Origin of the sequence: Actinomycetospora chiangmaiensis DSM 45062, from assembly GCF_000379625.1 — a bacterium.
Lineage (GTDB): Bacteria > Actinomycetota > Actinomycetes > Mycobacteriales > Pseudonocardiaceae > Actinomycetospora > Actinomycetospora chiangmaiensis.
Window position 1 is genome coordinate 74061 of sequence record NZ_KB903240.1, and the last position, 23786, is coordinate 97846.

General features: G+C 73.3%; 25 protein-coding genes, 1 tRNA gene and 1 pseudogene. 13 read left to right on the top strand and 14 right to left on the bottom strand.

Going from position 1 to position 23786, the window contains the following annotated elements; translation table 11 throughout:
• Positions 1-38: 38 nt before the first annotated feature.
• Positions 39-200 carry a hypothetical protein gene (locus A3CO_RS38225; RefSeq protein ID WP_157647671.1) on the top strand — a complete coding sequence of 54 codons (162 nt, stop codon included), beginning with the start codon at positions 39-41 and terminating at the stop codon, positions 198-200.
• Between the two features lie 270 nt (positions 201-470).
• Here the strand turns inward: A3CO_RS38225 and A3CO_RS32875 are convergent, their stop codons facing one another.
• The 6 genes from A3CO_RS32875 to A3CO_RS0117435 form a co-directional block, all read right to left on the bottom strand.
• Positions 471-1709 (bottom strand): MFS transporter, encoded by a 1239-nt coding sequence (locus tag A3CO_RS32875; protein WP_018333518.1) that lies wholly within the window; start codon positions 1707-1709, stop codon positions 471-473.
• Positions 1706-2641, bottom strand: a complete 936-nt coding sequence (locus tag A3CO_RS32880) for an MBL fold metallo-hydrolase (protein WP_018333519.1) — start codon at positions 2639-2641, stop codon at positions 1706-1708. The genes A3CO_RS32875 and A3CO_RS32880 overlap by 4 nt, the downstream gene beginning before the upstream one ends.
• A gap of 1 nt (position 2642) precedes the next feature.
• The gene (locus A3CO_RS0117420; RefSeq protein ID WP_018333520.1) at positions 2643-3473 is read right to left on the bottom strand and encodes an SCO1664 family protein; all 831 of its coding nucleotides are present in this window, start codon (positions 3471-3473) and stop codon (positions 2643-2645) included.
• Positions 3474-3483: 10 nt separating this feature from the next.
• Positions 3484-4053, bottom strand: coding sequence for a DUF3090 domain-containing protein (locus A3CO_RS0117425; RefSeq protein WP_026204715.1), 570 nt, complete (start codon positions 4051-4053; stop codon positions 3484-3486).
• A 70-nt stretch (positions 4054-4123) separates the two neighbouring features.
• Positions 4124-4846 carry a histidine phosphatase family protein gene (locus A3CO_RS0117430; protein WP_018333522.1) on the bottom strand — a complete coding sequence of 241 codons (723 nt, stop codon included), beginning with the start codon at positions 4844-4846 and terminating at the stop codon, positions 4124-4126.
• Between the two features lie 33 nt (positions 4847-4879).
• Entirely contained in the window at positions 4880-5713 is an 834-nt protein-coding gene (locus tag A3CO_RS0117435; RefSeq protein WP_026204716.1) for an undecaprenyl-diphosphate phosphatase, read from the bottom strand.
• Positions 5714-5796: 83 nt separating this feature from the next.
• Between A3CO_RS0117435 and A3CO_RS32885 the strand changes: the two genes are divergently transcribed.
• A complete protein-coding gene (locus tag A3CO_RS32885) occupies positions 5797-6783 on the top strand; it encodes an aldo/keto reductase (protein ID WP_018333524.1) in 987 nt (328 codons plus the stop codon).
• A gap of 68 nt (positions 6784-6851) precedes the next feature.
• A complete protein-coding gene (locus A3CO_RS0117445) occupies positions 6852-7067 on the top strand; it encodes a DUF5703 family protein (RefSeq protein ID WP_026204717.1) in 216 nt (71 codons plus the stop codon).
• A 146-nt stretch (positions 7068-7213) separates the two neighbouring features.
• Here the strand turns inward: A3CO_RS0117445 and A3CO_RS0117450 are convergent, their stop codons facing one another.
• Genes A3CO_RS0117450 through A3CO_RS0117460 form a run of 3 tightly spaced genes read right to left on the bottom strand, consistent with a single transcriptional unit; the run spans position 7214 to position 10232 of the window.
• The gene (locus A3CO_RS0117450) at positions 7214-8164 is read right to left on the bottom strand and encodes an NADPH:quinone oxidoreductase family protein (protein ID WP_018333526.1); all 951 of its coding nucleotides are present in this window, start codon (positions 8162-8164) and stop codon (positions 7214-7216) included.
• A gap of 2 nt (positions 8165-8166) precedes the next feature.
• Positions 8167-8922, bottom strand: a complete 756-nt coding sequence (locus A3CO_RS0117455; protein WP_018333527.1) for an SDR family oxidoreductase — start codon at positions 8920-8922, stop codon at positions 8167-8169.
• Positions 8916-10232: a M20/M25/M40 family metallo-hydrolase gene (locus A3CO_RS0117460; RefSeq protein WP_018333528.1), complete on the bottom strand. Its 1317-nt coding sequence runs from the start codon at positions 10230-10232 to the stop codon at positions 8916-8918. Before A3CO_RS0117460 ends, A3CO_RS0117455 begins: the two co-directional genes overlap by 7 nt.
• Before the next feature lie 75 nt (positions 10233-10307).
• On the opposite strand from A3CO_RS0117460, the gene A3CO_RS0117465 reads away from it, so the two are divergent.
• Positions 10308-10391, top strand: a tRNA-Leu gene (locus A3CO_RS0117465).
• Positions 10392-10478: 87 nt separating this feature from the next.
• The gene (locus tag A3CO_RS40225; protein WP_026204719.1) at positions 10479-11402 is read left to right on the top strand and encodes a cold shock domain-containing protein; all 924 of its coding nucleotides are present in this window, start codon (positions 10479-10481) and stop codon (positions 11400-11402) included.
• Positions 11403-11452: 50 nt separating this feature from the next.
• On the opposite strand, the gene A3CO_RS0117475 is transcribed toward A3CO_RS40225, so the two are convergent.
• Positions 11453-11842 (bottom strand): DUF5997 family protein, encoded by a 390-nt coding sequence (locus A3CO_RS0117475; protein ID WP_018333529.1) that lies wholly within the window; start codon positions 11840-11842, stop codon positions 11453-11455.
• Between A3CO_RS0117475 and A3CO_RS0117480 the strand changes: the two genes are divergently transcribed.
• Genes A3CO_RS0117480 through A3CO_RS39655 form a run of 3 tightly spaced genes read left to right on the top strand, consistent with a single transcriptional unit; the run spans position 11841 to position 14517 of the window.
• On the top strand, positions 11841-12539 hold the full coding sequence (locus A3CO_RS0117480) for a LysR substrate-binding domain-containing protein (RefSeq protein ID WP_084682029.1): 699 nt from the start codon (positions 11841-11843) through the stop codon (positions 12537-12539). The two genes, A3CO_RS0117475 and A3CO_RS0117480, sit on opposite strands and share 2 nt — an antisense overlap.
• On the top strand, positions 12536-13726 hold the full coding sequence (locus A3CO_RS39650) for a hypothetical protein (protein WP_018333531.1): 1191 nt from the start codon (positions 12536-12538) through the stop codon (positions 13724-13726). The genes A3CO_RS0117480 and A3CO_RS39650 overlap by 4 nt, the downstream gene beginning before the upstream one ends.
• Complete coding sequence (locus tag A3CO_RS39655; protein WP_018333532.1) at positions 13723-14517, top strand: YwaF family protein; 795 nt, start codon at positions 13723-13725, stop codon at positions 14515-14517. Before A3CO_RS39650 ends, A3CO_RS39655 begins: the two co-directional genes overlap by 4 nt.
• Before the next feature lie 34 nt (positions 14518-14551).
• Here A3CO_RS39655 and A3CO_RS39660 read toward each other — a convergent pair.
• Positions 14552-15289: pseudogene (locus A3CO_RS39660) on the bottom strand (DUF899 family protein); the annotation flags it as partial.
• On the opposite strand from A3CO_RS39660, the gene A3CO_RS0117500 reads away from it, so the two are divergent.
• The 5 genes from A3CO_RS0117500 to A3CO_RS0117520 all read left to right on the top strand — a co-directional run bounded on the left by A3CO_RS0117500 (position 15288) and on the right by A3CO_RS0117520 (position 19707).
• Positions 15288-16379, top strand: coding sequence for a cation diffusion facilitator family transporter (locus A3CO_RS0117500; RefSeq protein ID WP_018333534.1), 1092 nt, complete (start codon positions 15288-15290; stop codon positions 16377-16379). The pseudogene A3CO_RS39660 and the gene A3CO_RS0117500 overlap by 2 nt on opposite strands.
• Entirely contained in the window at positions 16376-17152 is a 777-nt protein-coding gene (locus A3CO_RS0117505; protein ID WP_026204720.1) for an enoyl-CoA hydratase/isomerase family protein, read from the top strand. Before A3CO_RS0117500 ends, A3CO_RS0117505 begins: the two co-directional genes overlap by 4 nt.
• A gap of 138 nt (positions 17153-17290) precedes the next feature.
• Positions 17291-17986, top strand: a complete 696-nt coding sequence (locus A3CO_RS0117510) for an alpha/beta fold hydrolase (protein WP_018333536.1) — start codon at positions 17291-17293, stop codon at positions 17984-17986.
• Positions 17987-18056: 70 nt separating this feature from the next.
• Positions 18057-19277 (top strand): cytochrome P450, encoded by a 1221-nt coding sequence (locus A3CO_RS0117515; protein ID WP_018333537.1) that lies wholly within the window; start codon positions 18057-18059, stop codon positions 19275-19277.
• A gap of 40 nt (positions 19278-19317) precedes the next feature.
• Positions 19318-19707 (top strand): tautomerase family protein, encoded by a 390-nt coding sequence (locus A3CO_RS0117520; protein WP_018333538.1) that lies wholly within the window; start codon positions 19318-19320, stop codon positions 19705-19707.
• On the opposite strand, the gene A3CO_RS0117525 is transcribed toward A3CO_RS0117520, so the two are convergent.
• From A3CO_RS0117525 to htpG, 3 genes are all read right to left on the bottom strand, one after another.
• A complete protein-coding gene (locus A3CO_RS0117525) occupies positions 19691-20539 on the bottom strand; it encodes an NUDIX hydrolase (RefSeq protein WP_157647672.1) in 849 nt (282 codons plus the stop codon). The two genes, A3CO_RS0117520 and A3CO_RS0117525, sit on opposite strands and share 17 nt — an antisense overlap.
• 72 nt (positions 20540-20611) lie before the next feature.
• The gene (locus A3CO_RS0117530; protein WP_018333540.1) at positions 20612-21637 is read right to left on the bottom strand and encodes an LLM class flavin-dependent oxidoreductase; all 1026 of its coding nucleotides are present in this window, start codon (positions 21635-21637) and stop codon (positions 20612-20614) included.
• 64 nt (positions 21638-21701) lie between these two features.
• Entirely contained in the window at positions 21702-23621 is a 1920-nt protein-coding gene (gene htpG / locus A3CO_RS0117535) for a molecular chaperone HtpG (RefSeq protein WP_018333541.1), read from the bottom strand.
• Positions 23622-23786 lie beyond the last annotated feature (165 nt).

Sequence of the window (23786 nt, forward strand, 5' to 3'; positions counted from 1 at the left end):
CCGGTTCGTCGGCTTTCGACCGGGTCGGGGGGCTCGCGATGAAGACGACACTGGTGGCGGCCGCGGCGGTGGTGGTCGCCCTCGTGCTGGTGCCCGGGAGCGGCGACGGCCCCCTGGGCATGACCCTCGGCGGCGCCGCGGTGCTGGCGCTGTTCGCCGGGATCGCGGTGTGGATCCGTCGCACCATGTCGCACCACTGATGCGGGCCCGCACCCGGGTCTGACTCGTAGACGAGGCGTCACTCAACCGGCTCCCGGGGGCAGCCGGAGCCGGACAGGTGGCGTCTCGGCCCTCGGCATGATCACGTCGAGGGGACGCTCATGGCTGTTCCGAAGATCGACAACAGCCATGGTGGTCCCCCCGACGTGATCATGGGTCGATGAGCAGGTCTCGCGGGCCGGCACGAGCGTGGCGCGCTGCTGACGTCCGGCGTCAGCCGTGTGCCACCGCTGACACACCACGGCGCCACCTCAGCGCGCGGCGCCCACCGGGAGGCGCGACCCGTCGTCGGGAAGGCGGACCCGGCGTCGGGAGAACCACATCCCCAGCAGTCCGACCAGGAGCACCGGGACGTGCACGGCCATGGCGACGCGGAAGACACCGGTGTCCCACGCGGCGGGTGAGCCGGCGCCCTGCAGGTCGAGCAGCACCCCGACCAGGGCGACGACCAGCAGCGACGACACGAAGCCGCCCACGTTCGTCATCCCCGAGGCGCGGCCGATCGACGCGGGCGGTACGGCGGAGCGGGCGACGTCGAACGCCACGAGCGACGCCGACCCCCCGCTGGCCAGGATCACCACCAGGACCACGAGCAGCGCGAACGGCACCGGTCCGGGCCAGGCGAGCACCACGCACCACGCGACGGCCTGCGCCACCACCGAGCCGGTGACCAGCATGACCCGGCGGTGCGGGAACCGGCCGGAGAACAGCCCGAACAGCGGGCCGAAGAGGATGGTCACGAGCACGACGCCGCTGGTCATCACCCGCGCCGGGCCGACCGGGACGCCCTCACCCGCCGTCAGGAACGGGAAGCCCCAGAGCAGGCCGAAGACGTTCGCCGAGAACGGTGACGCGAAGTGGCACCAGAAGCCGAGCCGGGCGCCGGGGCTCGCGACGACCTCGCGCATCCGTCCCGGTTCGGCGGCGCCCGCGACCTCGAGCGGACCCGGCCGCACGATCAGCGCGGCGGCGACCGCCACGACTCCGGTCGCGCCGCCCGCGACGAGGTAGGCGGCGGTCCAGCCGGAGGAGACGACGAGGCCGGCGAGCGGGATGGCCGACACCGCCTGCCCGAACTGGCCGAGGATGCCGGAGAGCTGGTTGACGACGGGGACCCGACGCGGGGCGAACCAGGTCGGCACCAGCCGCAGGACGCTGACGAACATCACCGCGTCGCCGGCCCCGGCGAGGACCCGCCCCACCACGGCCACGGGGAACGACGGCGCGACGGCGAGCAGCACCTGCCCGACCGCGACGAGCACGGCCCCGCCCGCGATCAGCCGTCTCGGCCCGAACCGGTCGACGAGCATCCCGGCGGGGATCTGCAGCGCGGCGTACACCCCGAGCGAGAGCACGGCGAGCAGCGAGAGCACGCCGGCCGAGACGCCGAAGCGCTCCGCGGCGACCGGCCCCGTCGCCGCCAGGGCCGAGCGACCCGTCACCGAGCAGACGTACGCGACGACCGCGGTGCCCCAGACGAGCAGCCTCACAGCGTCCGGGAGCCCCCGATCGCGAGGTCCCACAGGTCGTCGCGGTCGCGGCCGTCACGGGCCCACGCCCGGCGGGTCGCCTCGATCGGTTCGAGGGTCGGTTCCCCGGAGAGCACGAAGGTGCCCCAGTGCACCGGGACCATCCGCCGTGCCCCGACCGTCCCGGCGGCCCGCACGGCCTCGACCGGATCCATGTGCACGGTGCGCAGCAGCTCGCGCGGCGCATACGCCCCGACCGGGAGTACCGCGACCTCGATGTGCCGGTGCCGCCCGGCGATGCGGCGCAGGAACGGCCCGGTCGCGGTGTCGCCCGCGTGGTAGACGGCCCGACCGTCCGGGGCGGTGACCACCCACCCGCCCCAGAGGCGGTGGCACAGGTCGGTGAGGGTGCGCCGCGACCAGTGCCGGGCGGGGACGAACTCGACCCGGACCTCGCCGGACAGCCCGGTGAACCCGACCGAGGACCACCAGTTCAGCTCGACGACGTCGGTGAACCCCCGGGCCCGGAAGAACGCGGCCGTGTTCAGCCCGGCCACGATCCGCGTCGAGCGCGGCATCGCCCCGAGGGTGCGCACGTCGAGGTGGTCGTAGTGGTCGTGGCTGATCAGCACCGCGTCGATCCGCGGGAGCGTCTCGACCGTCCGACCCGGCGGCGTCAGGCGCCGGGCGGCCCCGGGGATGCCCGGCGACAGCACCGGGTCGACCAGCACGGTGACGCCGTCGACCCACAGCAGCGCCGACGCGTGCCCCAGCCAGGTCACCCCCAGCGTTCCCGACGACGGGTCGGGCAGCGGCGCCTCCGGCGTCACCGGGATGCGCGCCGCGTCGCGGCGCGCGTCGGCGTCGTCGGGGTAGGACCACCACAGCCGGGCGGCCCCGACCGGACCGAGCAGCGTCGAGTCGAGGCGGTGACGGAAGTCCGGGACGACCACGTCAGAACGCCGGCCACGGGATCGGCGGCCAGCCGCCCGAGGGCGAGGGCAGCTCGGCCTCGTGCAGCAGGCGGTCGGTGCGGGAGCGCAGCGCCTTGACCTCGCGCAGCGTGATGTGGTCGTTCAGCGCGTCGCCGAGCTCCGCGGCGTTGCCGGGCGAGAGGGCCGCGCGCAGTCGCTTCAGCCCGTCGGTGACGTCCTCGTCGAGCGGCTCGCCGACCCAGCCCCACAGCACGGTGCGCAGCTTGGTCTCCTGGTGCAGACAGATGCCGTGGTCGACGCCGTAGGTGCGGCCGTCGGCACCCGCGAGCACGTGGCCGCCCTTGCGGTCGGCGTTGTTGACCACGACGTCGAGGGCGGCCATGCGGCGCAGCCCCGGGTCGTCGGCGTGGACCAGGAGGGCGGGCTCACCGTCCGCGCCGCGGGCCCGCAGCACGGTCCGCCAGCCCGGCTCGACGTGCTTCGGCTCGACGATGTCGACCAGCTCGCGCTCGTCGTCGGTCTCGATCCACCGCTGGACCATGCCGGGGCCGAACGGGCCGTCGCGCAGCACCGTCGGGGGCACGACGTGGAAGCCCGCCGCCTTGCTGACCAGGTAGGTCGCGACCTCCCGGCCCGCCAGCGTGCCGTCGGGGAAGTCCCACAGCGGGCGCTCGCCGCGCACCGGCTTGTAGACGCAGTGGTCGGAGACCCCGTCGAGGGTCACGGAGCAGAACAGTGTCGTGTTCGAGGCGTCGGTCAGGCGGCCCTCGACGTCGATGGTTCCCCGCCGCAGCAGGTCCTCGATGCGGTCGACGTCGACCGGGTCCGGTGTGCTCTGGGTGTCGGTCAAGCGTTCGCCGTCACGACTCGGCGGCGACGCGACGGAAGCCGTTCTGACGCGGGCACACGTGACCGGCGGCGTCGAGCGGCTGGGTGCAGAGCGGGCAGAGCCGGCGCCCGGCGGAGACGACCCGCTCGGCGCGGGTGGCGAAGGCGCGGGCCCGCTCGGGGCTGAGGAACACCCGCAGCGCGTCGGGGCCCTCGTCGGTGTCGTCGAGCACGACCGACTCGTCGACCTCCTCCTCGGTGACCGCGAGGAGCTCCACCACGACGTTGCGGGACTCGGCGTCCCAGCCCAGCCCCATCGTGCCGACGCGGAACTCCTCCTCGACCGGGACCTCGAGCGGCGAGGTGTCGACCTCGTTCTCCGGCGTGGTCGGCGGGACCTCGGCCCCGAACCGCCGCGAGACCTCCTCGAGCAGGGTGCCGATCCGCTCCGAGAGCACGGACACCTGCTGCTTCTCCAGCAGGACCGACACCCGGCGGGCCGACTCGGTGGCCTGCAGGTAGAAGGAGCGGTCGCCGGGCTCGCCGACCGTGCCGGCGACGAACCGGTCGGGCTGGCGGAAGACGTGGATCACCCTGGGCATGGCCCCTCGATTGGTCGTGCTGATCGGGCCGGGATCGGATTCCCGGCGTGACGGCTCGGCATGCGCGCGGTCAGTTTACGCCGGTCGACCCGCCGACCACCGCGTCGGCGGAGGCCTCGGCCGTCCCCTCACCGCCCTCGGCGTCGGGCTCCGGATCGGGCTTCGGCACCAGGGAGGCGAGGTCGCCCCCGGTGTCGTTGACCCGCACCACGAAGGGCCGGGTGGGCGTGTAGCTGATCACACTGATCGACGACGGGTCGACCGTGATGCGCTGGAACGAGTCGAGGTGCAGGCCGAGGGCGTCGGCGATCACGGACTTGATGACGTCGCCGTGGCTGCAGGCCACCCAGATCGCCTTCGGCCCGTGCTCCTCGGCGATCCGCGCGGCGTGCCGACGGATCGCGGCGACGGAGCGGTGCTGCACCGTCGCGAGCCCCTCGCCGCCGGGGAAGACCGCGGCCGACGGATGGGCCTGGACGACCTTCCACAGGTCCTCCTTGCCGAGCTCGCCGAGTGTCTTGCCGGTCCAGTCGCCGTAGTCGACCTCCGCGAGGTCGTCCTCGACGACCGCGTCGAGCCCGCGGGCGGCCAGCAGCGGCGAGAGCGTCTCCTCGCAGCGCTGCAGCGGCGAGCGGACGGCAGCGGCGAGGGGCAGCTGCGAGAGCCGGTCGACGAGCTTCTCGGCCTGGGCACGTCCCGTGTCGTCGAGCCCGACGCCCGGGGAACGGCCGGCCAGGACCCCCGAGACGTTCGCCGTCGAGCGTCCGTGTCGCAGGAGGATCACCGTGGTCACGTTCGCCCACCCTATCCCTGCTCGGCGCGGTGATCAGGTGGCGGGCACGACGCCGCCCAGGACGGCGAGGAGCACGACCAGACCGAGCAGCACGCGGTACCAGACGAACACGTAGATGGTGTGGTTCTCCACGTAGCGCAGCAGCCAGGCGATCGACGCGTAACCGACGCCGAAGGCGATGAGGGTCGCGACGAGGATCTGGGCCCAGCTCGACGTCACCTGGCCCGGCAGGGCCGGCTCGCCGATGTCCTTGAGCTTGTAGAGGCCCGACGCGAACACGGCGGGCAGCGCGAGCAGGAACGAGAACCGCACCGCGACGGCCCGCTCCAGCCCGAGGAAGAGCCCCGCGCTCGTCGTCGCACCCGAGCGCGAGACGCCCGGGATCAGGGCGAGCATCTGCCCGAGGCCCATGAGCACCCCGTCGCGCAGGGTGAGCTGGTCGGCGCCGCGGCGCTGCCGGCCGTACTTCTCGGCCGCCGCGAGGACCAGGCCGAAGATGATCAGCACGGAGGCGTTGAGCGCGAGGTTGCGCGCCGGGCCGTCGATGAGGTCCTGGAAGAGCAGGCCTGCCACGCCGATCGGCAGCGAGCCGAGCCCGACGTACCAGGCGAGGCGGTAGTCGTACCCGCGCTCGTCCCGGTTCCGCAGGCCGCGGAACCAGGCGCGCACCAGCCGCTTGATGTCCGGCCAGAAGTAGAGGAGCACGGCGAACTCGGTGCCGAGCTGCGAGACCGCGGTGAACGCGGACCCGGCGTCGTGACCGAAGAAGAAAGCCGAGGTGAACCGCAGGTGGGCCGACGAGGAGACGGGCAGGAACTCCGTCAACCCCTGGACCAGACCGAGGGTGATCGACTCCAACCAGGTCATCTGCACGGGAACGGGACGGTATCGGACGTCGCTGCGGGTGTCGCCGGTCGGTCGGCCCGTAGCTCCCCCTACGCTCCGGGCCCGTGGAACAGCGACGACTCGGTGCCAGCGGGCTACGGGTCTCGCGCCTCGCCCTCGGCACCATGACCTGGGGACGCGACACGGACGCCGACGAGGCCGGGGCGTCCCTGCTGGCCTTCCTCGACGCCGGCGGCACGCTCGTCGACACCGCCGACGTCTACGCCGACGGCGAGGCGGAGGCGATCCTCGGCGGACTGTTCGCCGACGTGATCCCGCGCACCGAGGTGGTGGTGGCCACGAAGGCCGGCGCCCGCCGCGAGGACGGCCCCTTCGGCGGCGGCGCCTCCCGGTCCTCGCTGCTCGCCTCGCTCGACGCCTCCCTCGCGCGGATGGGCACCGACTACGTCGACCTCTGGCAGCTCCACGCCTGGGACCCCGACGTGCCCCTCGACGAGACGCTCTCCGCGGTCGACCTCGCGGTGTCCTCGGGCCGGGTGCGCTACGCCGGGGTCGCCAACTACGCGGGCTGGCAGATCGCGGCGGCCGCCCGCTCGGCGGGGCTGCCGCTGGTCAGCGTGCAGTCGGAGTACTCGCTGCTCGATCGCGGGGTGGAGGACGAGGTGCTCCCGGCCGCGGAGTACCACGGTCTCGGGCTGCTCCCGTGGGGCCCGCTCGGGCGCGGGGTGCTCACCGGCAAGTACCGCGACGGCACACCCGCCGACTCCCGCGGCGCCTCGGCGCACCTCGGCTCCTACGTCGCCCAGCGGCGGACGGAACGGGCCGCGCGGATCGTGCAGGCCGTCGTGACGGCGGCGCACGGGCTGGGCACGTCGCCCCTGGCGGTGGCGCTGGCCTGGGTGCGCGACCGGCCCGGTGTCGTCGCCCCCGTCGTCGGCGCCCGTGACGGCGCGCAGCTCCTCGGGTCGCTCGAGGCGGAGGAGCTCACGCTGCCGCCGGCGATCCGGGGCGCGCTCGACGACGTCTCGTCCTCGCCGTTGGTCGCGGTGGGCGGCGAGTCGATCGAGGATGCCCCCGCACCCTGGACCTGACGTACGGTGGTCGGCGGTCGACCAGGAGGTTGCACGTGAGTGACCCGCAGCGGTCCGTCCCCGCCGGCATGACCCTCGAGGCCGGCGTCGTCGACGGCGACTGGGAGTACCAGCCGATCCGCCTGCCGCGCGACGTGTCGCGGCTGAACGCCACCGCCGAGCTCGGCCTGCGGGCCCAGTTCGGCGGCTGGGAGCTCGCGCGGACGCTGCTCTACGCCGACGGCACGCGCAAGGTGTGGTTGCGCCGCAAGCTCTCGCGGATGCGCGAGGCCGTGACGGTGTGAGTCCGGGGGCGCCGCGTGCTCCGGTGGTCGCAAAGCGTCGTTGCGTGCATCCAGTGGCAGGAAGGCCGCTTTCCCGACGACGGGTGTGGCCGGCTCCGGAGCGCCCGTCTACGTGACCGAAGGGACCCTTCGGTCAGCTGGGCCGCTCATGGCACGACGACGACCCGGCCCGTCGTGGTCCGGGCCGCGATGGCGTCGAGCGCTTCGGGCAGCTGCTCCAGCGAGTACTCGGCGCCCACGAGCGGGTCGATGGCGCGGCGGGCCCACAGGGCCTCGAGCTCCCGCTGCCACGCGTCGACCAGCTCGGGCGCGCGCTTCTGGTACGCCGCCCAGTGCACGCCGACCACGTCGTAGTTCTTCACCAGCGCGTGGTTGGTCGGGGCGTCGGCGATCCGCCCGCTCGCGAACCCGATCACGAGGATGCGGCCCTCCCACGCCACGACGCGGCGGGAGGCGTCGAAGGTGTCGCCGCCGACCGGGTCGTAGACCACGTCCACGCCCCGACCGTCGGTCAGCTCCTTCACCGGCGCGATGAGGTCCGAGGCCTCCCCGACCACCAGCACCTCGTCCGCCCCGAGCGACCGGGCGACGGCCGCCTTGTCCGCCGACCCCACGGTCGCGATCACCCGCGCGCCCGCAGCCTTGCCCAGCTGCACGGCGGCCGCGCCCACGCCCCCGGCCGCGGCGTGCACGAGCAGCGTGTCGCCCGCCGAGAGCGTCGTCCGGTGGTGCAGCGCGCACCAGCCCGTCTGGTAGGCCACCCAGAAGCCGGACGCCTGCGCGGCCGACATCCCCTCGGGCCACGGGTACGCCCAGGCGAGCGAGGCGTACTCCGCGTACCCGCCGTGCGGCATGGCCGCCGGGCCGAAGACCCGCTCCCCCGTCTCGACGTCCTCGCCCGCCACCTCGAGGCCCGGCGTGAACGGCAGCGGTGGCTTCTCCTGGTACGTGCCGCGGCAGTACAGGATGTCGGCGAAGTTGACCGAGGACGCCGCGACCCGCACCACCCGCCGTCCGGAACCAGCAGGCTCGGGCAGGTCCGTGAGCGACAGGACCTCCCGCGGCTCCCCGAACGACGTCACGGTCCAGCCGCGCACCCTCAGCCCTCCCAGGACAACGACGGCGGGGCGTCCCCGGTCCGCGGCCCCGGCACGCCGCGGAAGCCGTACGGCCCGGGTTCGCGCCCGGGCTGCACGTACCAGCACTCCCCCGGCTCGCCGCGGTCCAGCATCGCGTCGACGGCGTCGGCGACGTCGTCCGCGCTCAGGAGCGGGAAGCCGCCGAACTGCTCCTTGACGTGGGCGATGAGCGCGGTGTCGGCGAACCCCGGGCACAGCGCCATCGCGCGGATGCCCTCGGGCGCGAGCGTCGCCGCGGCGGAGCGGACGTAGCCGACGACGGCGTGCTTGGTCAGCGTGTAGATCGCGTCGCCCGGCAGCGGGACCAGGCCCGCGAGCGACGCCGTCGCGATGATCGTGCCGCCCCCGGCGCGGCGCAGGGCCGGGACCGCGGCGTTGAGCCCGAACACCACGTGGTCGACGTTGACCCCCACCACGCGGCGGTAGGCCTCGACGTCGAGATCGGTGATCCCGGACTGGCCCCCCACCGACCCGGCGTTGAGGTGCACGACGTCGAGCCGCCCGCCCCACGACTCGACCTCGCCGAACGCGCTCGAGAGCGCCGACTCGGAGGTGACGTCGCACGCGACGGCCAGCCCGTCGATCTCCGCGGCCACCTTCGCGGCGGCGACGGCGTCGCGGTCCACCACGCCGACCTTCGCCCCGGCCGCGGCGAGCCGACGGGACACCGCCGCGCCGATCCCCGAGGCGCCACCGGTCACCAGTGCGGTCAGCACGTCTTCAGGATCCTCTCCAGCACGCGGACGCCGAAGTGCAGCGCGTCGACCGGCACCCGCTCGTCGATGCCGTGGAAGAGCGCGGTGAAGTCGAGGTCCGGGGGCAGGCGCAGCGGCGCGAACCCGAAGCAGCGCATCCCGAGCTGCTCGAACGCCTTCGCGTCGGTGCCGCCGGACATCATGTAGGGCAGCGTGCGGGCGTCGCCGTCCTCGGCCTGGACCGCGGCGGTGATGCAGTCGACCAGCTCGCCGGAGAACTCGGTCTCGACGGCGGGGAGGTTGCGGATCCACTCCCGCTCGACGTCGGGCCCGAGGATCTCGTCCAGCTCCCGCTCGAAGGCCTCCTGACGGCCGGGCAGCACGCGGCAGTCGACGGTGGCCTCGGCGGTCGACGGGATGACGTTGGCCTTGTAGCCGGCCTGCAGCATCGTCGGGTTGGCGGTGTCGCGGGTCGTCGCGCCGACCACGCGGGCCACGCCCCCGAGCTTCGCGACGGCGCCGTCGAGGGCCGCGGCCGAGTCGGTCGGGAACTCGATGCCGGTCAGGCGCGTGACCTCGTCGAAGAAGCCCTGGACCGACTCGGTCAGCGTCAGCGGGAACCGGTGCCGGCCGAGCCGGGCGACGGCCTCGGACAGGATCGTCACGGCATTCTCGTCGTGGATCATCGAGCCGTGCCCGGGGCGCGAGCGCACCCGGAGCTTCATCCACGCGATCGACTTCTCCGCCGTCATGACGGGGTAGACCCGGACGTCCTCGCCGAGGGTCACCGAGAAGCCGCCGACCTCGCCGAGCGCCTCGGAGCAGCCCTCGAACAGGTCGGGACGGTGCTCGGCGAGCCAGTGCGAGCCGTACGCGCCGCCGGCCTCCTCGTCGGCGAGGAAGGCGAAGACGATGTCCCGCGGGGGCACCGTCCCCTCGGCCTTGAACTGACGCGCGAGCGCCAGGATCATCGCGTCCATGTCCTTCATGTCGACCGCGCCGCGGCCCCAGACGTAGCCCTCCTGGACCGCGCCCGAGAGCGGGTGGACCGACCACTCCTCGGCGTTGAACGGCACGACGTCGAGGTGGCCGTGCACGAGCAGCGCCGGCCGCGATCGGTCGGCCCCCTCGAGGCGGCAGAAGACGTTGTCGCGGCCCGGTGCGCCGGACTCCACGATCTCGGTCTCGTACCCGACCTCGCGCAGCTTCGCGTCGACGTACCGGGCGGCCTCGGCCTCCCCCGTCGTCGTCTCCAGTTCGCCGGTGTTGCTGCTGTCGATCTGGATCAGCTCGCTCGTGAGCTGCACGACCTCGTCCTCGGCGGCACCCATGCGGCGCATCCTGCCAGTCGAACCGGCACCCCGTGTGATCGCCGCGGGACCGGTGTCGTAGGCTCTTTCCTGCAGGTCCGAGTGGCGGAATGGCAGACGCGCTAGCTTGAGGTGCTAGTCCCCGAGTAGGGGGTGGGGGTTCAAGTCCCCCCTCGGACACACACGAAGGGCCGTCGATCAGACGGCCCTTTTCTCATTCCCGACGACGGGTCGCGCACCCGTCCACCCTCCGAACCGGAGCCTTCGATGCCGCAGGGAACCGTCCGTTGGTTCGACGTGGAGCGGGGCTTCGGCTTCCTCGCCCCCGACGACGGCTCGCCGGACGTGTTCGTGCACGCCTCGGAGGTCCTCGGGGACGGGACGGTCCTGCGCGAGGGCCAGGCCGTCGAGTTCGAGCTCGGCGAGAACGACCGCGGACCCCAGGCGCTCCGGGTCCGCGTCACCGCCGATGCGGCCGCCGACGCCGTCGGTCTGCTCGGCACCGTCACCTGGTACGAGCCGTCCATAGGGTACGGCTTCGCGAAGGCGGACGGCGGCGGCGCGGACGTCTTCGTGCACAGCTCCGCGATCGTGACCGGCGGGGTGGTCGCCGAGGGACAGCGGGTGGCCTTCGTGGTGGTCGAGGGCGACCGCGGTCCGCAGGCCGGGCACGTGATCCCGCTGGGACCCGACGCCGCCCCGCCCGCCGCGACCGGCACCGGCGACGGCGCCGACGGCACGGTGGCCTGGTACGACGAGGACAAGGGGTTCGGCTTCATCACCCCAGACTCCGGCGACGGGGACGTCTTCGTGCACGTCCGCGCCCTGGACGAGGGCCTGACGTGGCTGGCGGAGGGCGACCGGGTCGCCTTCGAGGTGGCCGAGGGCGACCGGGGTCCGCAGGCCCGCAAGGTGGGCTTGGTCCGGGGCGCCGGCCCCCAGGCGGCACCGGCCGCGCCCGCGAAGCCCGCGACGCGGAACGCCCCCGCCCGGGGCGGCGAGGGTGTCGTCGCGCGCTTCGACGACGAGCGCGGCTTCGGCTTCATCACCCCGGACACCGGCGGCGACGACCTCTTCCTCCACGTGTCCGTGATCGTGGGGTCGGAGCCGCTGCAGAAGGGCGACCGGGTCCGCTACAAGGTGCGGCAGAGCGACCGGGGCCCGCAGGCCGACCGCGTCGAGCGTCTCTGAGGTCCCGGCCTCACGGGGCGCGCGCGACGACGTCGCGCAGGTGGCCGGGATCAGGCCTTCATCTTCTTCGGCCGCTCGGTCCGCTCGGCCTTGAGCCGGGCCTCCTCGCGCTGCGTCTCGGCGCGCAGGTTGCGCTCGTTCCGCAGCCACTCCGGCTGCTCCTCCTTGATGGCCGCGATCTGCGCGGTCGTCAGCGGCTCCGTGATCTCCGCCCGGGCCAGCCCGGAGATCGAGACGCCCAGGCGATCGGCGACGACGGGGCGCGGGTGCGGGCCGTCGCGGCGCAGGTCGCGCAGCCACTCCGGCGGGTCGGCCTGCAGGGCGTCGAGCTCCTCGCGGGAGACGACGCCCTCCCGGAACTCGGCCGGGGTCGCGTCGAGGAGCACGCCGAGCTTCTTCGCCGCCGTCGCGGGCTTCATCGTCTGGGTCTGGCGGCTCATGGGACCACGATATCGGGCTCGCTACCCTGCACCGGTGACCGAGCAGCGCGCCTTCCGGCTCGGCTACGTCCCGGGAGTCACGCCGGACAAGTGGGCGCGGATGTGGGCCGAGCGCCGCCCGCACGTCCCGTTGGAGCTGACCCTCGCGCCGACCGACGAGGTCGTGACGGCCGTCCGCGCGACCGAGCTCGACGCCGGGCTGGTCCGGGCGCCGATCGACCGCGTCGGGCTGCACGCGATCCCGCTGTACACCGAGACCACGGTCGTCGTCGTGCCGAAGGACCACGTCGTCACGGCGGCCGACGAGGCCACGCTCGACGACCTCGCCGACGAGATCGTCCAGCGCCCGCAGGACGACACCCTCCCCTGGACCGACCGCCCGGGCCGCGCCGCGGTGTCCGACCCGGAGACCACGGCCGACGCGATCGAACTCGTCGCCGCCGGCGTCGGGGTGCTGGTCCTCCCCCTGTCGCTCGCCCGGCTGCACCACCGCCGCGACCTCACCCACCGGCCGCTGCGCGACGCCCCGCAGTCCGGCATCGTGCTGACCTGGCCCGACGCCGAGAACTCCGAGGACATGGAGGAGTTCATCGGCATCGTCCGCGGGCGCACGGTCAACAGCTCACGCACGCCTCGGCCGGTGAAGACACAGCCCGTGCGCAAGCAGCCGCCCCGCCGGACGGGCCGCCGACGATGAGCCCCCTGGTCCTGGCCGCGATCCTGGCCGTGGTCTCGACCTTCCCGGCGATGGCCCTCGGTGGCCCGCCCGCCGTCGTGGCCGTCGTCGCCGCCCTCGGGCTGCTCTCGCTCGCCGCGGTGCGCCTGCCGGTACGACGGCAGGTGCCGGCCGCCCTCGTCGCGGTCGTCGTCGCAGCGCTGGTGGTCGCGTTCGTGCTGGGGCCGCCGTCATGGGTGCCCGGGGTGGGCAGCGACCGTGCCGACGCCCTCGACGTCGCCCTCACCCGGCTCGCCGGCGGGCTCTACCCGTACACCGGCGTGACGTACCTGGGGAACCCGATCACCCCGCTCCCCGGGTCGCTGGTGCTCGCCGCGCCGGTCTGGGCGCTGACCGGGCACGCGGCGGGGCAGAACGTCCTGTGGACCCTCGTGCTGCTCCCGGTCCTGAACGGCGGGTGGCGGCTGCGCCCGGCCCCGACGCTGCTGTGGACGCTCGTCGTGATCACCCCCGAGGTGCTGCGGGAGTACCTCGTGGGCGACGACCTCGTGACCAGCGTCGTCCCCGCCGTCGCCGCCGCGGCGTGGGTCCTGCGCGCCCGGTCCCCGCTGGTCCTGACGACGGGTGCGGTCGCCCTGGGCATCGCGACCTGCACCCGGCCGCACCTGGCGCTCGTCGTCGTGATCGTGGCCGTGGCGGTGGGGCTGCGCCCCGATGACAGGAAAGCGTCGTTGCTTGCACCCAGTGACAGCAACGACGCTTTCCTGTCATGGAGGAGGGGCCTGCTCGTCGGCGGGATCGGCGCGCTCACGTGGGCCGTGCTGATCGTGCCGTTCCTGCTCGGCGGGACCGACCGGTTCTCCCCGCTGCACGTGGGCGCCAAGGTGACCGGCGAGCGCGGCCTGCACCCGGCCATCGTCGTGATCGCCCTCGTGGCGCTGATCGTCCTGGTCGCGGCGCTGCTCCGGGTGCGCCCGACGAGCGAGAGCGCGGTCGGCTGGTGCGCCGCGGCCGTGCTGATCGCCCCGACCGTGCTCTCCGCCGGGTTCTGGCTCCTGCTCACCGGCGGCGTGTCGCAGGCGGACCTGACCCTCGGGGCCGGCGCGGTGCCGTTCGCCGCGTGGGCACTCGCCCGTTCGCGAGGCGAGGATCCGAGCGCTCATGTGGTGCGAGGGTTCCCCTCACGCCGGAGGAGGGTGCGCGCGTGAGCGTCTTCGTGCCGTGGGGCACCTCGCACGTCGTCGTCGTGGTCCTCACCGTGGTCGGTGCGGTCGCGCTGGTGCCGTTCGGGCGGAGGGCGCCCGCAGCCGTCGTCGGGAAGGCCGAGAAGGCCCTCGCGGTGCTGCTCGTCGTCACGACCCTCGCCTACCAGGTCTACGCGTTCGAGCCGGGCCGGGCGGGGCAGACGCTGCCGCTGTGGCTCTCCGACCTCGTGCCCTACGTCGCGGCGTACGCGTTGTGGACCGGGCGGCAGTGGGCCTACGGCATGACCTACTACTGGGCGCTGACGCTCACCGTGCAGGCCATCGCCACGCCCGCCCTCGCCGGCCCGGACTTCCCGGCGCCGAGCTTCCTCGCCTTCTTCACCGCGCACGTGCTGCCGATCTGGGCGGCGGTGCTGCTGACCTGGGGTCGGGGACGACGCCCGACCTGGGCCGACTACGGGCGGACGGTGGCCGCCACGCTGATCTGGGCCGCCGTCGCGCAGCCGGCGAACCTGCTCACCGGCGCGAACTACGGCTACCTCGACCGGAAGCCCGACGCCGCCTCGGTCCTCGACCTGTTCGGCCCGTACCCGGTGTACCTGCTGGTCGAGGCGGTCGTCGTGCTCGCGGTGTGGGCGGTGATCACCGTGGTGTGGAGCCCGCCGTGGACCGGTAGCGGCCGAAGCCCACGGCCACGTCCTCGGGCGCGAGCAGAGGCGGTTCCGGACACGCCGGACCCTGCGGCCAGCCCGACGGCGAGTCCTCCCAGTCCTCGCGCCGACCGTACGGAGTGAGGTCGAGCAGCGAGGTCACGAAGGTGACCTCCTCCAGGCCGCGTCCGGCGGTCCCCCACGTCCGGTACACGGCGGCCTCGTCCCGCACGAACACCGTCAGCCACGAGCCGGTCTCCGCGGCGAACGTCGTCCCGCGCGACGAGGCGTAGGGCATCGTCCAGCCCCGGGCCGCCCAGTAGGTGGTGAGGCGCTCGAGGGGGAGGTCGGACACGTGCGCCCACGCCACGCCGTTCTCGGCGAGCAGCTGCGGCGCCGTCGCGGGAATGTTCTCGGCGAACCAGGTGCACCCGCCGCAGTAGCGCTCCGAGCCGTGGTCCATGAACTGGTAGACGACGAGGGTCCGGTGCTCGCCGAAGAGGTCGAGCAGGGTCCGGGGACCGGCCGTCGTCAGGAACGTGTGGTTCGTGGCCGGGGTCATCGGCAGCCGCCGCCGGCGGGCCGCGAGGGCGTCACGGGCCCGGGTCAGCTCCTTCTCGGCGGCGAGCAGCGCGGCGCGCTCCCGCGCCCAGGTGGCGGCGTCGACGACGGGTGGCAGGGCGGTGGTCATACGGTCCGGGAACGTCATGCCGACCTCCGGTGGCAACTGAGGAGTTGCCATCGTGACGCAACCGAAGGGTTGCCACAAGGCCCTCGGCGTCCTCGCTGGCGATTGGACGCGCCCGTTCGACTGAGCGGAGCGAATGATGGTCAACGGGAGGCCAGTGGCGGGTGAGGTACAGGTGAAGCGGGTACGACCCGATTCGTTCGCCCCAGGAAGGAAACCCCCCGCCATGACCGCGAGGAACGACGCGCCGTCGGCACTCGTGCCGCCCCCGGAGGACCCGACCGACGAGGGGCGTGACCCCGAGGACTCGTCGTCCGGGCAGAGCACGCTCTCCGTGATCCTCGCGCTCGCGGCGAATGCGGCGGTCGGCGTCCTCAAGCTGGTCGCGGGCCTGCTCACCGGGTCGTCGGCGATGCTCGCCGAGGCGGCGCACTCGGCGGCCGACTGCGTCACCGAGGTGCTGCTGTTCACCGCGCTGCGCCGCTCGGGCAAGCGGGCCGATCGGGCGCACCCGTTCGGCTACGGCAAGGAACGCTTCTTCTGGGCGATGATCGCCTCGGTCTCGGTGTTCGTCGTCGGCGCGACGTACTCGGTCTACGAGGGCATCACGACGATCATCGAGAACGCCCCCGACCCGGCCGAGGAGCAGTACGCCTGGGTCGCCTACTCCGTCCTCGGCCTCTCGGCGATCATCGAGGGGATCTCCTGGCAGCAGGCCCTGCGGCAGTGCCTGCGCGAGCGCACGGAGCTGAAGCTCACCCTGGCGCGCTACCTGTACCTGTCCGACGACCCGACGGTGAAGAGCGTGCTCTTCGAGGACACCGCGGCACTGCTCGGGCTGCTCTTCGCCGCCGTCGGCGTGGTGCTCCACCAGCAGACCGGCTCGTCGGTGTGGGACGGCATCGCCTCGATCATGATCGGTGTGCTCCTCGCCGTCGTGGCCCTGCTCCTCGGGCGCACCAACAAGAACCTCCTCATCGGCCGCGCCGCCGAGCCGCGGGTGACCCGCGCGATCTACGACTACCTGGAGGCCGCCCCGGAGGTCACCCAGGTCGTCGACCTGCAGACGATGCTCACCGGCACCGACAGCGTCCTGCTCTGCGCGCGCGTCGACTTCCGGGACGAGCTGACGGTCGGCGACCTCGAGCGGGCCTGCGTCCGGCTCGACGACGAGCTCCGGGAGCGCTTCTCCGACCTCGACCAGGTCTTCCTCGAGCCCGTCCCCCGCGAGGACGAGGACCTCCGCCAGGCCGTCCTCGACCGCTTCGGGAGCTCCCTCGCGGACTGGCGCGCCGAGCAGGACAGACTCGGCCGATGACCGATGCTCCGCTGGGTGTCCACGACGACGGGTCGGTTCGGGTGTTCACCCTCGACGTCCCCGACCGTCGCAACGCCCTCACCGTGCCCCTGCGCCGCGACCTGCGCGCCGCCCTCGAGGCCGCCCACGCCGAAGACGGGTGCCGGGCGCTGGTGGTCACGGGCGCCGGGAAGCACTTCAGCTCGGGCGGCGACGTCTCGTCGATGCCGCAGGGCGACCGCGCCGACGCCCGCGACCGGCTGCACCTGATCGCCGACGTGATCTCCCTGCTGGTGGAGGGCCCCCTGCCGGTGGTGGCCGCCGTCGAGGGCGCCGCGGTCGGTGCGGGGACCTCACTGGTCGCGGCGTGCGACTACGTCGTGGCGGGTCGGGGTTCGCGCTACGGGGCGATCTTCGGCCGGCTCGGGCTGGTCGCCGACTCCGGCCTCTTCTGGACGTTGCCCCGCAAGGTCGGGGCGGGCCCGGCGCGCCGGCTGCTGCTGCGCGGTCAGCTGATCGACGCCGCGGAGGCGGAGCGGCTCGGGCTGGTCGACGAGCTGGTCGACGACGGGTCCGCGCTCGCGGTCGCGGTGGAGCGGGCACGGGAGATGGCGCGGGCCGCGCCGCTCGCGCTCGCGGCGACCAAGCGCATCCTCGCCGACCCACCGACCAGCCTCGCCGAGGCGCTGCACGTCGAGGAGACGACGCAGGTGACGATGTTCGAGACGGCGGACTTCGCCGAGGGCCGGGCGGCGTTCCTGGAGAAGCGGACCGCCGTGTTCCGCGGCCGCTGACAGGTGCCGTCGACCTCGCCACCGTCGCGGCGTTAAGGAGGCTGCTCGCGGGCCGCTGACCCGGCCGATCCCGTCGGCCCCTCCGAAGGGCGGGCGTCCCGCTCGCGCCATCGGGTGGCGCCCGAGAGGATCACGCGTATGGCGAAGCCGGTGTTGTTGGTGCACGGAGCGTTCCTGGGTGCGTGGGCGTGGCAGGAGGTGATCGAGGCCCTCGAGGCGCAGGGCGTCGAGGCCTCGGCGGTCGACCTGACCTGCCGGACGCCGGAGGGCTCGCTCGCGGGCGACGCCACGCTGGTGCGGGGCGCGCTCGCGTCCCTGGGACAGCCCGCCGTCCTCGTCGGGCAGTCCTACGGCGGCATGGTGATCACCGAGGCGTCCGCGGGCAACGACGACGTGGCCCACCTCGTCTACGTGTGCGCGGCGCTGCCGGTCGAGGGCGAGCACGTCGGTTCGCTGCTCGCCACGGACCCGCACCCCACCACCCTCGGCGAGGGGATCCGGATGATCGGCGAGGGCCCGATGGCCACGCTGGACCCGGAGACCGCCCGATCGGTGCCCGGCCACGACGTACCGGAGGCGGTGATGGACGAGAAGCTCCCGCTGACCGGCGAGCACAACATGGCCGTCTTCGAGCAGGAGGCCACGGGCTTCGGTTGGCGCGAGCACCCGTCGACCTACGTGGTGACCACCCAGGACACCGTCTTCTCCCCCGACCTCCAGCGCACGATGGCCGCGCGCGCCACCCGGAGCGTGGACATCGCCACCTCGCACTTCCCGATGTTCTCCCGGCCGGCCGAGCTCGCCGCGATCATCGCCGAGGCCGCCGCGGACTGAGTGCCTATCAGGGCACCCCGACAGTCGGCCCACTTCCGCCGACGACCGGTGGTACGGCAGGGTCGTGAGCATGGGCATCGACCAGACGACGGAACGACCGCCGCGGCTCGGGCTGCGCCGTGCCGGGCTCGACCCGGACCCGCAGGTCACCGCCCTGCGGGAAGCCGGCGGGACGTGCCCGGTGACCACGCTGGTCGGCCACGAGGCGACGCTCGTCGCCGGCTGGACCGAGGCGCGCACGGTGCACGGCGATCCGGCGTTCGGCTTCGGGGGCCTGCCGCTGCCGCCCGGCGAGGTCGACGTCGAGGACATGCGGCGGCGCCGGACCGGGATGCTGCTGGCCCTGGACCCGCCCCACCACACCCGGCTGCGGCGGATGCTCACCGGGCGCTTCACGGTGCGTGCCATGAAGGCGCTCGAACCGCGCATCGTCGCGATCGTCGAGGACGCGCTCGACGCGATGGAGAGGGCCGGCTCCCCCGGCGACCTCGTCGCGGACTTCGCACTCCCGGTGCCGTCCCTGGTGATCTGCGAACTGCTCGGGGTCCCCTACGCGGACCGCGACGGCTTCCAGGAGCGGGCCGAGCTCACCCTGCGCTCCGACCTCCCCCTGGAGCAGCGGCTGCAGGTCGTCCGCGACTCGCGGGAGTACATGGCGACGCTGGTCGCGCGGGCCCGGCGCGATCCGGGCGACGACCTCATCGGGATGCTCGTCCGCGAGCACGGCGACCGCTCCGCCGCCGAGGGCGGGATCGACGACGACGAGCTGGCCGGGCTGGCGAACCTGCTCCTGGTGGCCGGCCACGAGACGACGTCCAACGTCATCGCCCTCGGCACCCTGGAGCTGCTGCGCGATCCGGCCCAGCTCGCCGCGACCCGTGCCGCACTCGACGACGACGCCGCGCTCGGCCGCGTCGTGGAGGAACTGCTCCGGCACGTCTCCCCGGTCTCGGCCGGTTTCCCGCGGGTCGCGACGACGGACGTGACCGTGGGTTCCCACGCGTTCCCGGCGGGCTCCGTCGTCACCGCCTCGCTCTGCGCCGCCAACCGCGACCCGGCCCTGGGCGAGGGCCTCGACCACCTGGACGTCACCCGGGCGCCGCTGCCCCACGTCGCGTTCGGGTACGGGATCCACCACTGCCTGGGCGCCCCGCTGGCCCGCATCGAACTGCGGATCGCCTTCCGGGCCCTGCTGCGCCGCTTCCCGGGTCTGGCCCTGGGCGGGGACCGGATCGACTTCCGCCACGAGAACCTCATCCACGGCGTGGAGGCGTTGCCCGTCACGTGGTGAGGGAGGCGTTCCCGACGACGGGTGCGGGCACCCGGGCGCCATGCCTCTCGTCAGGATCGACCTCGTCCGCGGCCGTTCGCCGGAGGAGGTCCGCCGTCTCGCCGACACCGTGCAGGAGGTCATGCTGGACGTGTTCGCCGCCCCGCCCGGCGACCGCTACCAGGTGATCCACCAGCACGAGGTCGGCGAGATCATCGCCGAGGACACCGGGCTCGGCATCGAGCGCACCGACGGGGTGACGATCATCCAGGTCACCCAGCAGGGCCGGGGGCGCGAGCAGAAGGAGGCCCTCTACGCCGCGCTCGCGAAGCGGCTCGACGAGGAGGGCCTGGTGCGCCCGACCGACCTGATCGTCTCCCTGGTGCGCAACGAGCAGGAGGACTGGTCGTTCGGGCACGGCCGCGCGCAGTTCCTCACCGGCGAGCTGTAGCCGCGTTCAGCTCGCGGTAGCGCGCGGGCAGGGTCAGCGCCGACCCGTCCGGTTCCAGGCCCGGCATGATCGGCTCCGGGATCGGGCGGTCGGCCGCCGCGAGGATCTGCGGGACCGTGCCGTACTGGGCGAGCTCGAGGAACGTGCAGTACTGCGGCGGCAGCACCATCACGGTGTCGCCCGCCGCCGCGATCGCCGCGTCGACCGCCAGCCACGCGGCGGCGTCGGACTCGGTGGAGACGCCCGCGGCCTCCTGTCCGTCGGGGCTCGCCGTCACGAAGAAGAACGTGCGGTAGCGGCGCGGCTCGAACTCCGGGGTGATCCAGCAGGTCCAGCCGCGGAGCAGGTCGGTGCGCAGCACGAGTCCGCGGTCGCGCAGCAGCTCGGAGAACGCGATCTCGCGGGCCTCCAGCGCCCGGCGCGCCTCGGCCCACTCCCCGCCGGAGGTGGACGGGACCACGGACCCGTCGTCGGGACCCGCGAGGAGCACCCCGGACTCCTCGAACGTCTCCCGCACCGCGGCGCAGACCACCGCGCGGGCCTGGTCGACCGCGAGCCCCAGGCGTTCGGCCCAGACCTCCGGGGCCGGCCCGGCCCACCCGATGTCATCGGTCGCGTCGCGCGGGTCGACCCCGCCGCCCGGGAACACGACCATCCCGCCCGCGAACGCCATCTGCGTGCGCCGGCGCAGGAGGAAGACCTCCGGGCCGGACGCGCCGGTGCGCAGCAGGATCGTCGAGGCCGCCACCTTGGGCGTCACCGGGTCCGCGGCCCGCGCGCGGAAGTCGGCGAGCTGGTCGGCGAAGCCGGGCGGGAGCGCCGTGGGGTCCATGGCGCCCATCTGATCACATCGGCCCCACGGCGCGACCGCGTCGGACGCGGCGTCCGCTGCTCGCCGTTCCGCTCACACGTCGGCGAGCTTCGGCGCGGCCTCCCCGAGCAGCTCGATGGAGTGCAGCAGGTCCGCGTGGCGCAGGCGCGGGTTGGTCATCTGCAGGTTGATGCGGTCGACCCCGCCCAGCTGCTCGGCCACCCGCGTCGCCTTCTCGACGATCATGTCGGGGTCACCGATGAAGTAGGCGCCGTCGGGCCCGCGGGTGGCGTCGAACTGGCGCCGCGACGGCGGCATGCCCCCGCGCTCGCGGGCGATCGTCGTGAACATCTCCTCCCAGCCCGGGTAGAAGGCGTTCGTCGCCTGCGCGACGTCGTCGCCGAGGAAGCCGAAGCAGTGCAGCCCGACCTTGAGCTGCTCGGGCGGGTGTCCGGCCTCGGCACCGGCGCGGCGGTACAGGTCGACCAGCGGTGCGAACTGCGCGGGCGCCCCGCCGATGATGGCGATCATCAGCGGCAGCCCCAGGGCGCCGGCGCGGTAGAACGACTCGGGCGAGCCGCCGACGCCGATCCAGATCGGCAACGGGTCCTGCGCGGGCCGCGGGTACACCGGCTGGTCCCGCAGCGCCGGGCGGTGCGGCCCGGACCAGGTGACGCGCTCGTGGTCCCGGATCTGCAGCAGCAGGTCGAGCTTGGCGGTGAAGAGCTCGTCGTAGTCGGAGAAGGGCAGCCCGAACAGCGGGAACGCCTCGGTGAACGACCCCCGCCCGACGACGAGCTCGACGCGGCCGCCCGAGATCAGGTCGACCGTCGCGTACTCCTGCCAGACCCGTACCGGGTCGGCGGCCGAGAGCACGGTGACCGCCGAGCGCATGCGGATCTGCTGCGTCCGCGCCGCGGCCGCCGCGAGGATCACGGCGGGCGCGGCGTCGTAGTACTCGCTGCGGTGGTGCTCGCCGATGCCGTAGGAGTAGAGGCCCACCCGGTCGGCGGTCTCGATCTCCTCGAGCAGGTGCGCGAACCGTTCGACCGGCCCGACCACGTGCTCGGTGTCGGGGTCGGTGACCTTCGCGACGAAGCTGTCGACGCCGATGTGCACGGCACTACCTCCCAGGTCGTTTCACGTTCAACGACCAACCTCCGGGTCGGTGACCCTATTCCGGCTACAGCGTGGCGGCGAGGCGCTGGGCCAGCTTCCCGACGAAGGCCGAGGGCTCCTTGAGCTCCCCGCCCTCCGCGAGCAGCGCCATGTCGTGGAGCAGGGACGCCGTGTCGGCGATGCCGGCGTCGTCGGGCTTCGCGGCGTGCGCGGCCCGCAGGTTCTCCACCAGCGGGTGCTTCGGGTTCAGCTCGAGCGCCCGCTTCTGCACCGGGATCTCCTGGCCCATCGAGCGCATCATCTGCTCGAGCTGCGGCGGGAGACCCCCGACCTCGCCCACGAGGCACGCGGGGCTCGTCGTCAGGCGGGTGGACAGCCGCACCTCGGAGACGTCGTCGGCGAGCGTCGTCGTCATCCAGGCGAGCAGGTCGTCGAAGCCCTCGGGCTTCTCCGCGTCGTCCGAGAGGTCGACGTCGCCCTGCGCGATCGACGCGAACGGCTTCGCCGTGTCGCCGGTGCCGTAGGACGGCACCATCCCGACCCACACCTCGTCGACCTGGTCGGTCAGCAGCAGGACCTCGTAGCCCTTCGCCCGGAACGCCTCGATGTGCGGGGAGTTCTCGACGGCGGTGCGGGACTCGCCGGTGACGTAGTAGATCGACTCCTGGCCCTCCGGCATCCGCGCGACGTAGTCGGCGAGCGTGGTGAGCTTCTCCGGGTCGTGCGTCGAGGCGAAGCTGGACGCCTCGAGGATCGCCTGCGTGTTGTCCTGATCGGAGAGCAGGCCCTCCTTGAGCGCCCGCCCGCACTCGCGCCAGAACGTCCCGTACTTCTCCGCGTCCTCCCCGCGCAGCCCCGTGATCGTCTGCAGCACGCGCTTGACGAGACGCTTGCGGATCAGCTGGATCTGGCGGTCCTGCTGGAGGATCTCGCGCGAGACGTTGAGCGAGAGGTCCTGTGCGTCGACGACGCCCTTGACGAACCGCAGGTACTCGGGGACGAGCGCCTCGCAGTCCTCCATGACGAAGACGCGCTTGACGTAGAGCTGCACGCCGCGCTTGGCGTCGCGGTAGTACAGGTCCATCGGCGCGTGGGCCGGCAGGAACAGCAGCGCCTGGTACTCGAAGGTGCCCTCGCCGGTGAACCGCATCGTCTCGAGCGGCTCCTGCCAGTCGTGCGAGACGTGGCGGTAGAACTCGGCGTACTCCTCGTCGCTCACCTCGGAGCGCGGGCGCGCCCACAGTGCCTTGCGGGAGTTGATCGGCTCGTTCGAGGTGTCGGGTTCGGAGTCCTCCTCGGCGCCCTCGACGACCGTGTCGGTCGCCCCGCTCGGGTTGAGCAGGATCGGCCAGGTGATGAAGTCCGAGTAGCGCTTGACGATGCGGCGCACGACGGACGGATCCGCGTAGTCGTGCAGGTTGTCCTCGGCGTCCTCCGCCTTGAGGTACACGGTGATGCTCGTGCCCTGCGGCGCGTCGGCGACCTCGGAGAGCTCGTAGGTGCCCTCCCCCGCCGACTCCCAGTGCACGCCGCCGTCGGTGCCCGCGCGCCGCGTGGTCATCTCCACCCGGTCGGCCACCATGAAGCTCGAGTAGAAGCCGATGCCGAACTGCCCGATGAGCTCGGCGGTGGCCTCCTCGCTGCCGGAGGCCTGCGCCTCGCGCAGCTTCGACAGCGTCTCCGCCGTGCCCGAGCGCGCGATCGTGCCGATGAGGTTCACGACGTCGTCGCGGCTCATGCCGATCCCGTTGTCGGTGATCGTCAGCGTCCGCGCGGCGGCGTCGGTGCGCAGCTCGACGTGCAGGTCCGAGGTGTCGACCCCGAGGTCCTTGTCCCGGTAGGACTCCATCCGCAGCTTGTCCAGCGCGTCACTGGCGTTGGAGATCAGCTCGCGGAGGAACACGTCCTTGTCGGAGTAGATCGAGTGGATCATCAGCTGCAGCAGCTGACGGGCCTCGGCCTGGAACTCGATCGTCTCGGTCATCGCTGTCCTGCATCCTTCCGGGGTCCACGACGGGTCGATGACCACGATAAACGGACCCCCCGACAGCCATCCCGACACCGTGCCCCGGGTCGACGAAGCCCGGTGAGCCGTCGTCGGGAAGGGCGGACCTACGATGAGCTGTTCGGATCAGCAGCACGGAGGAGC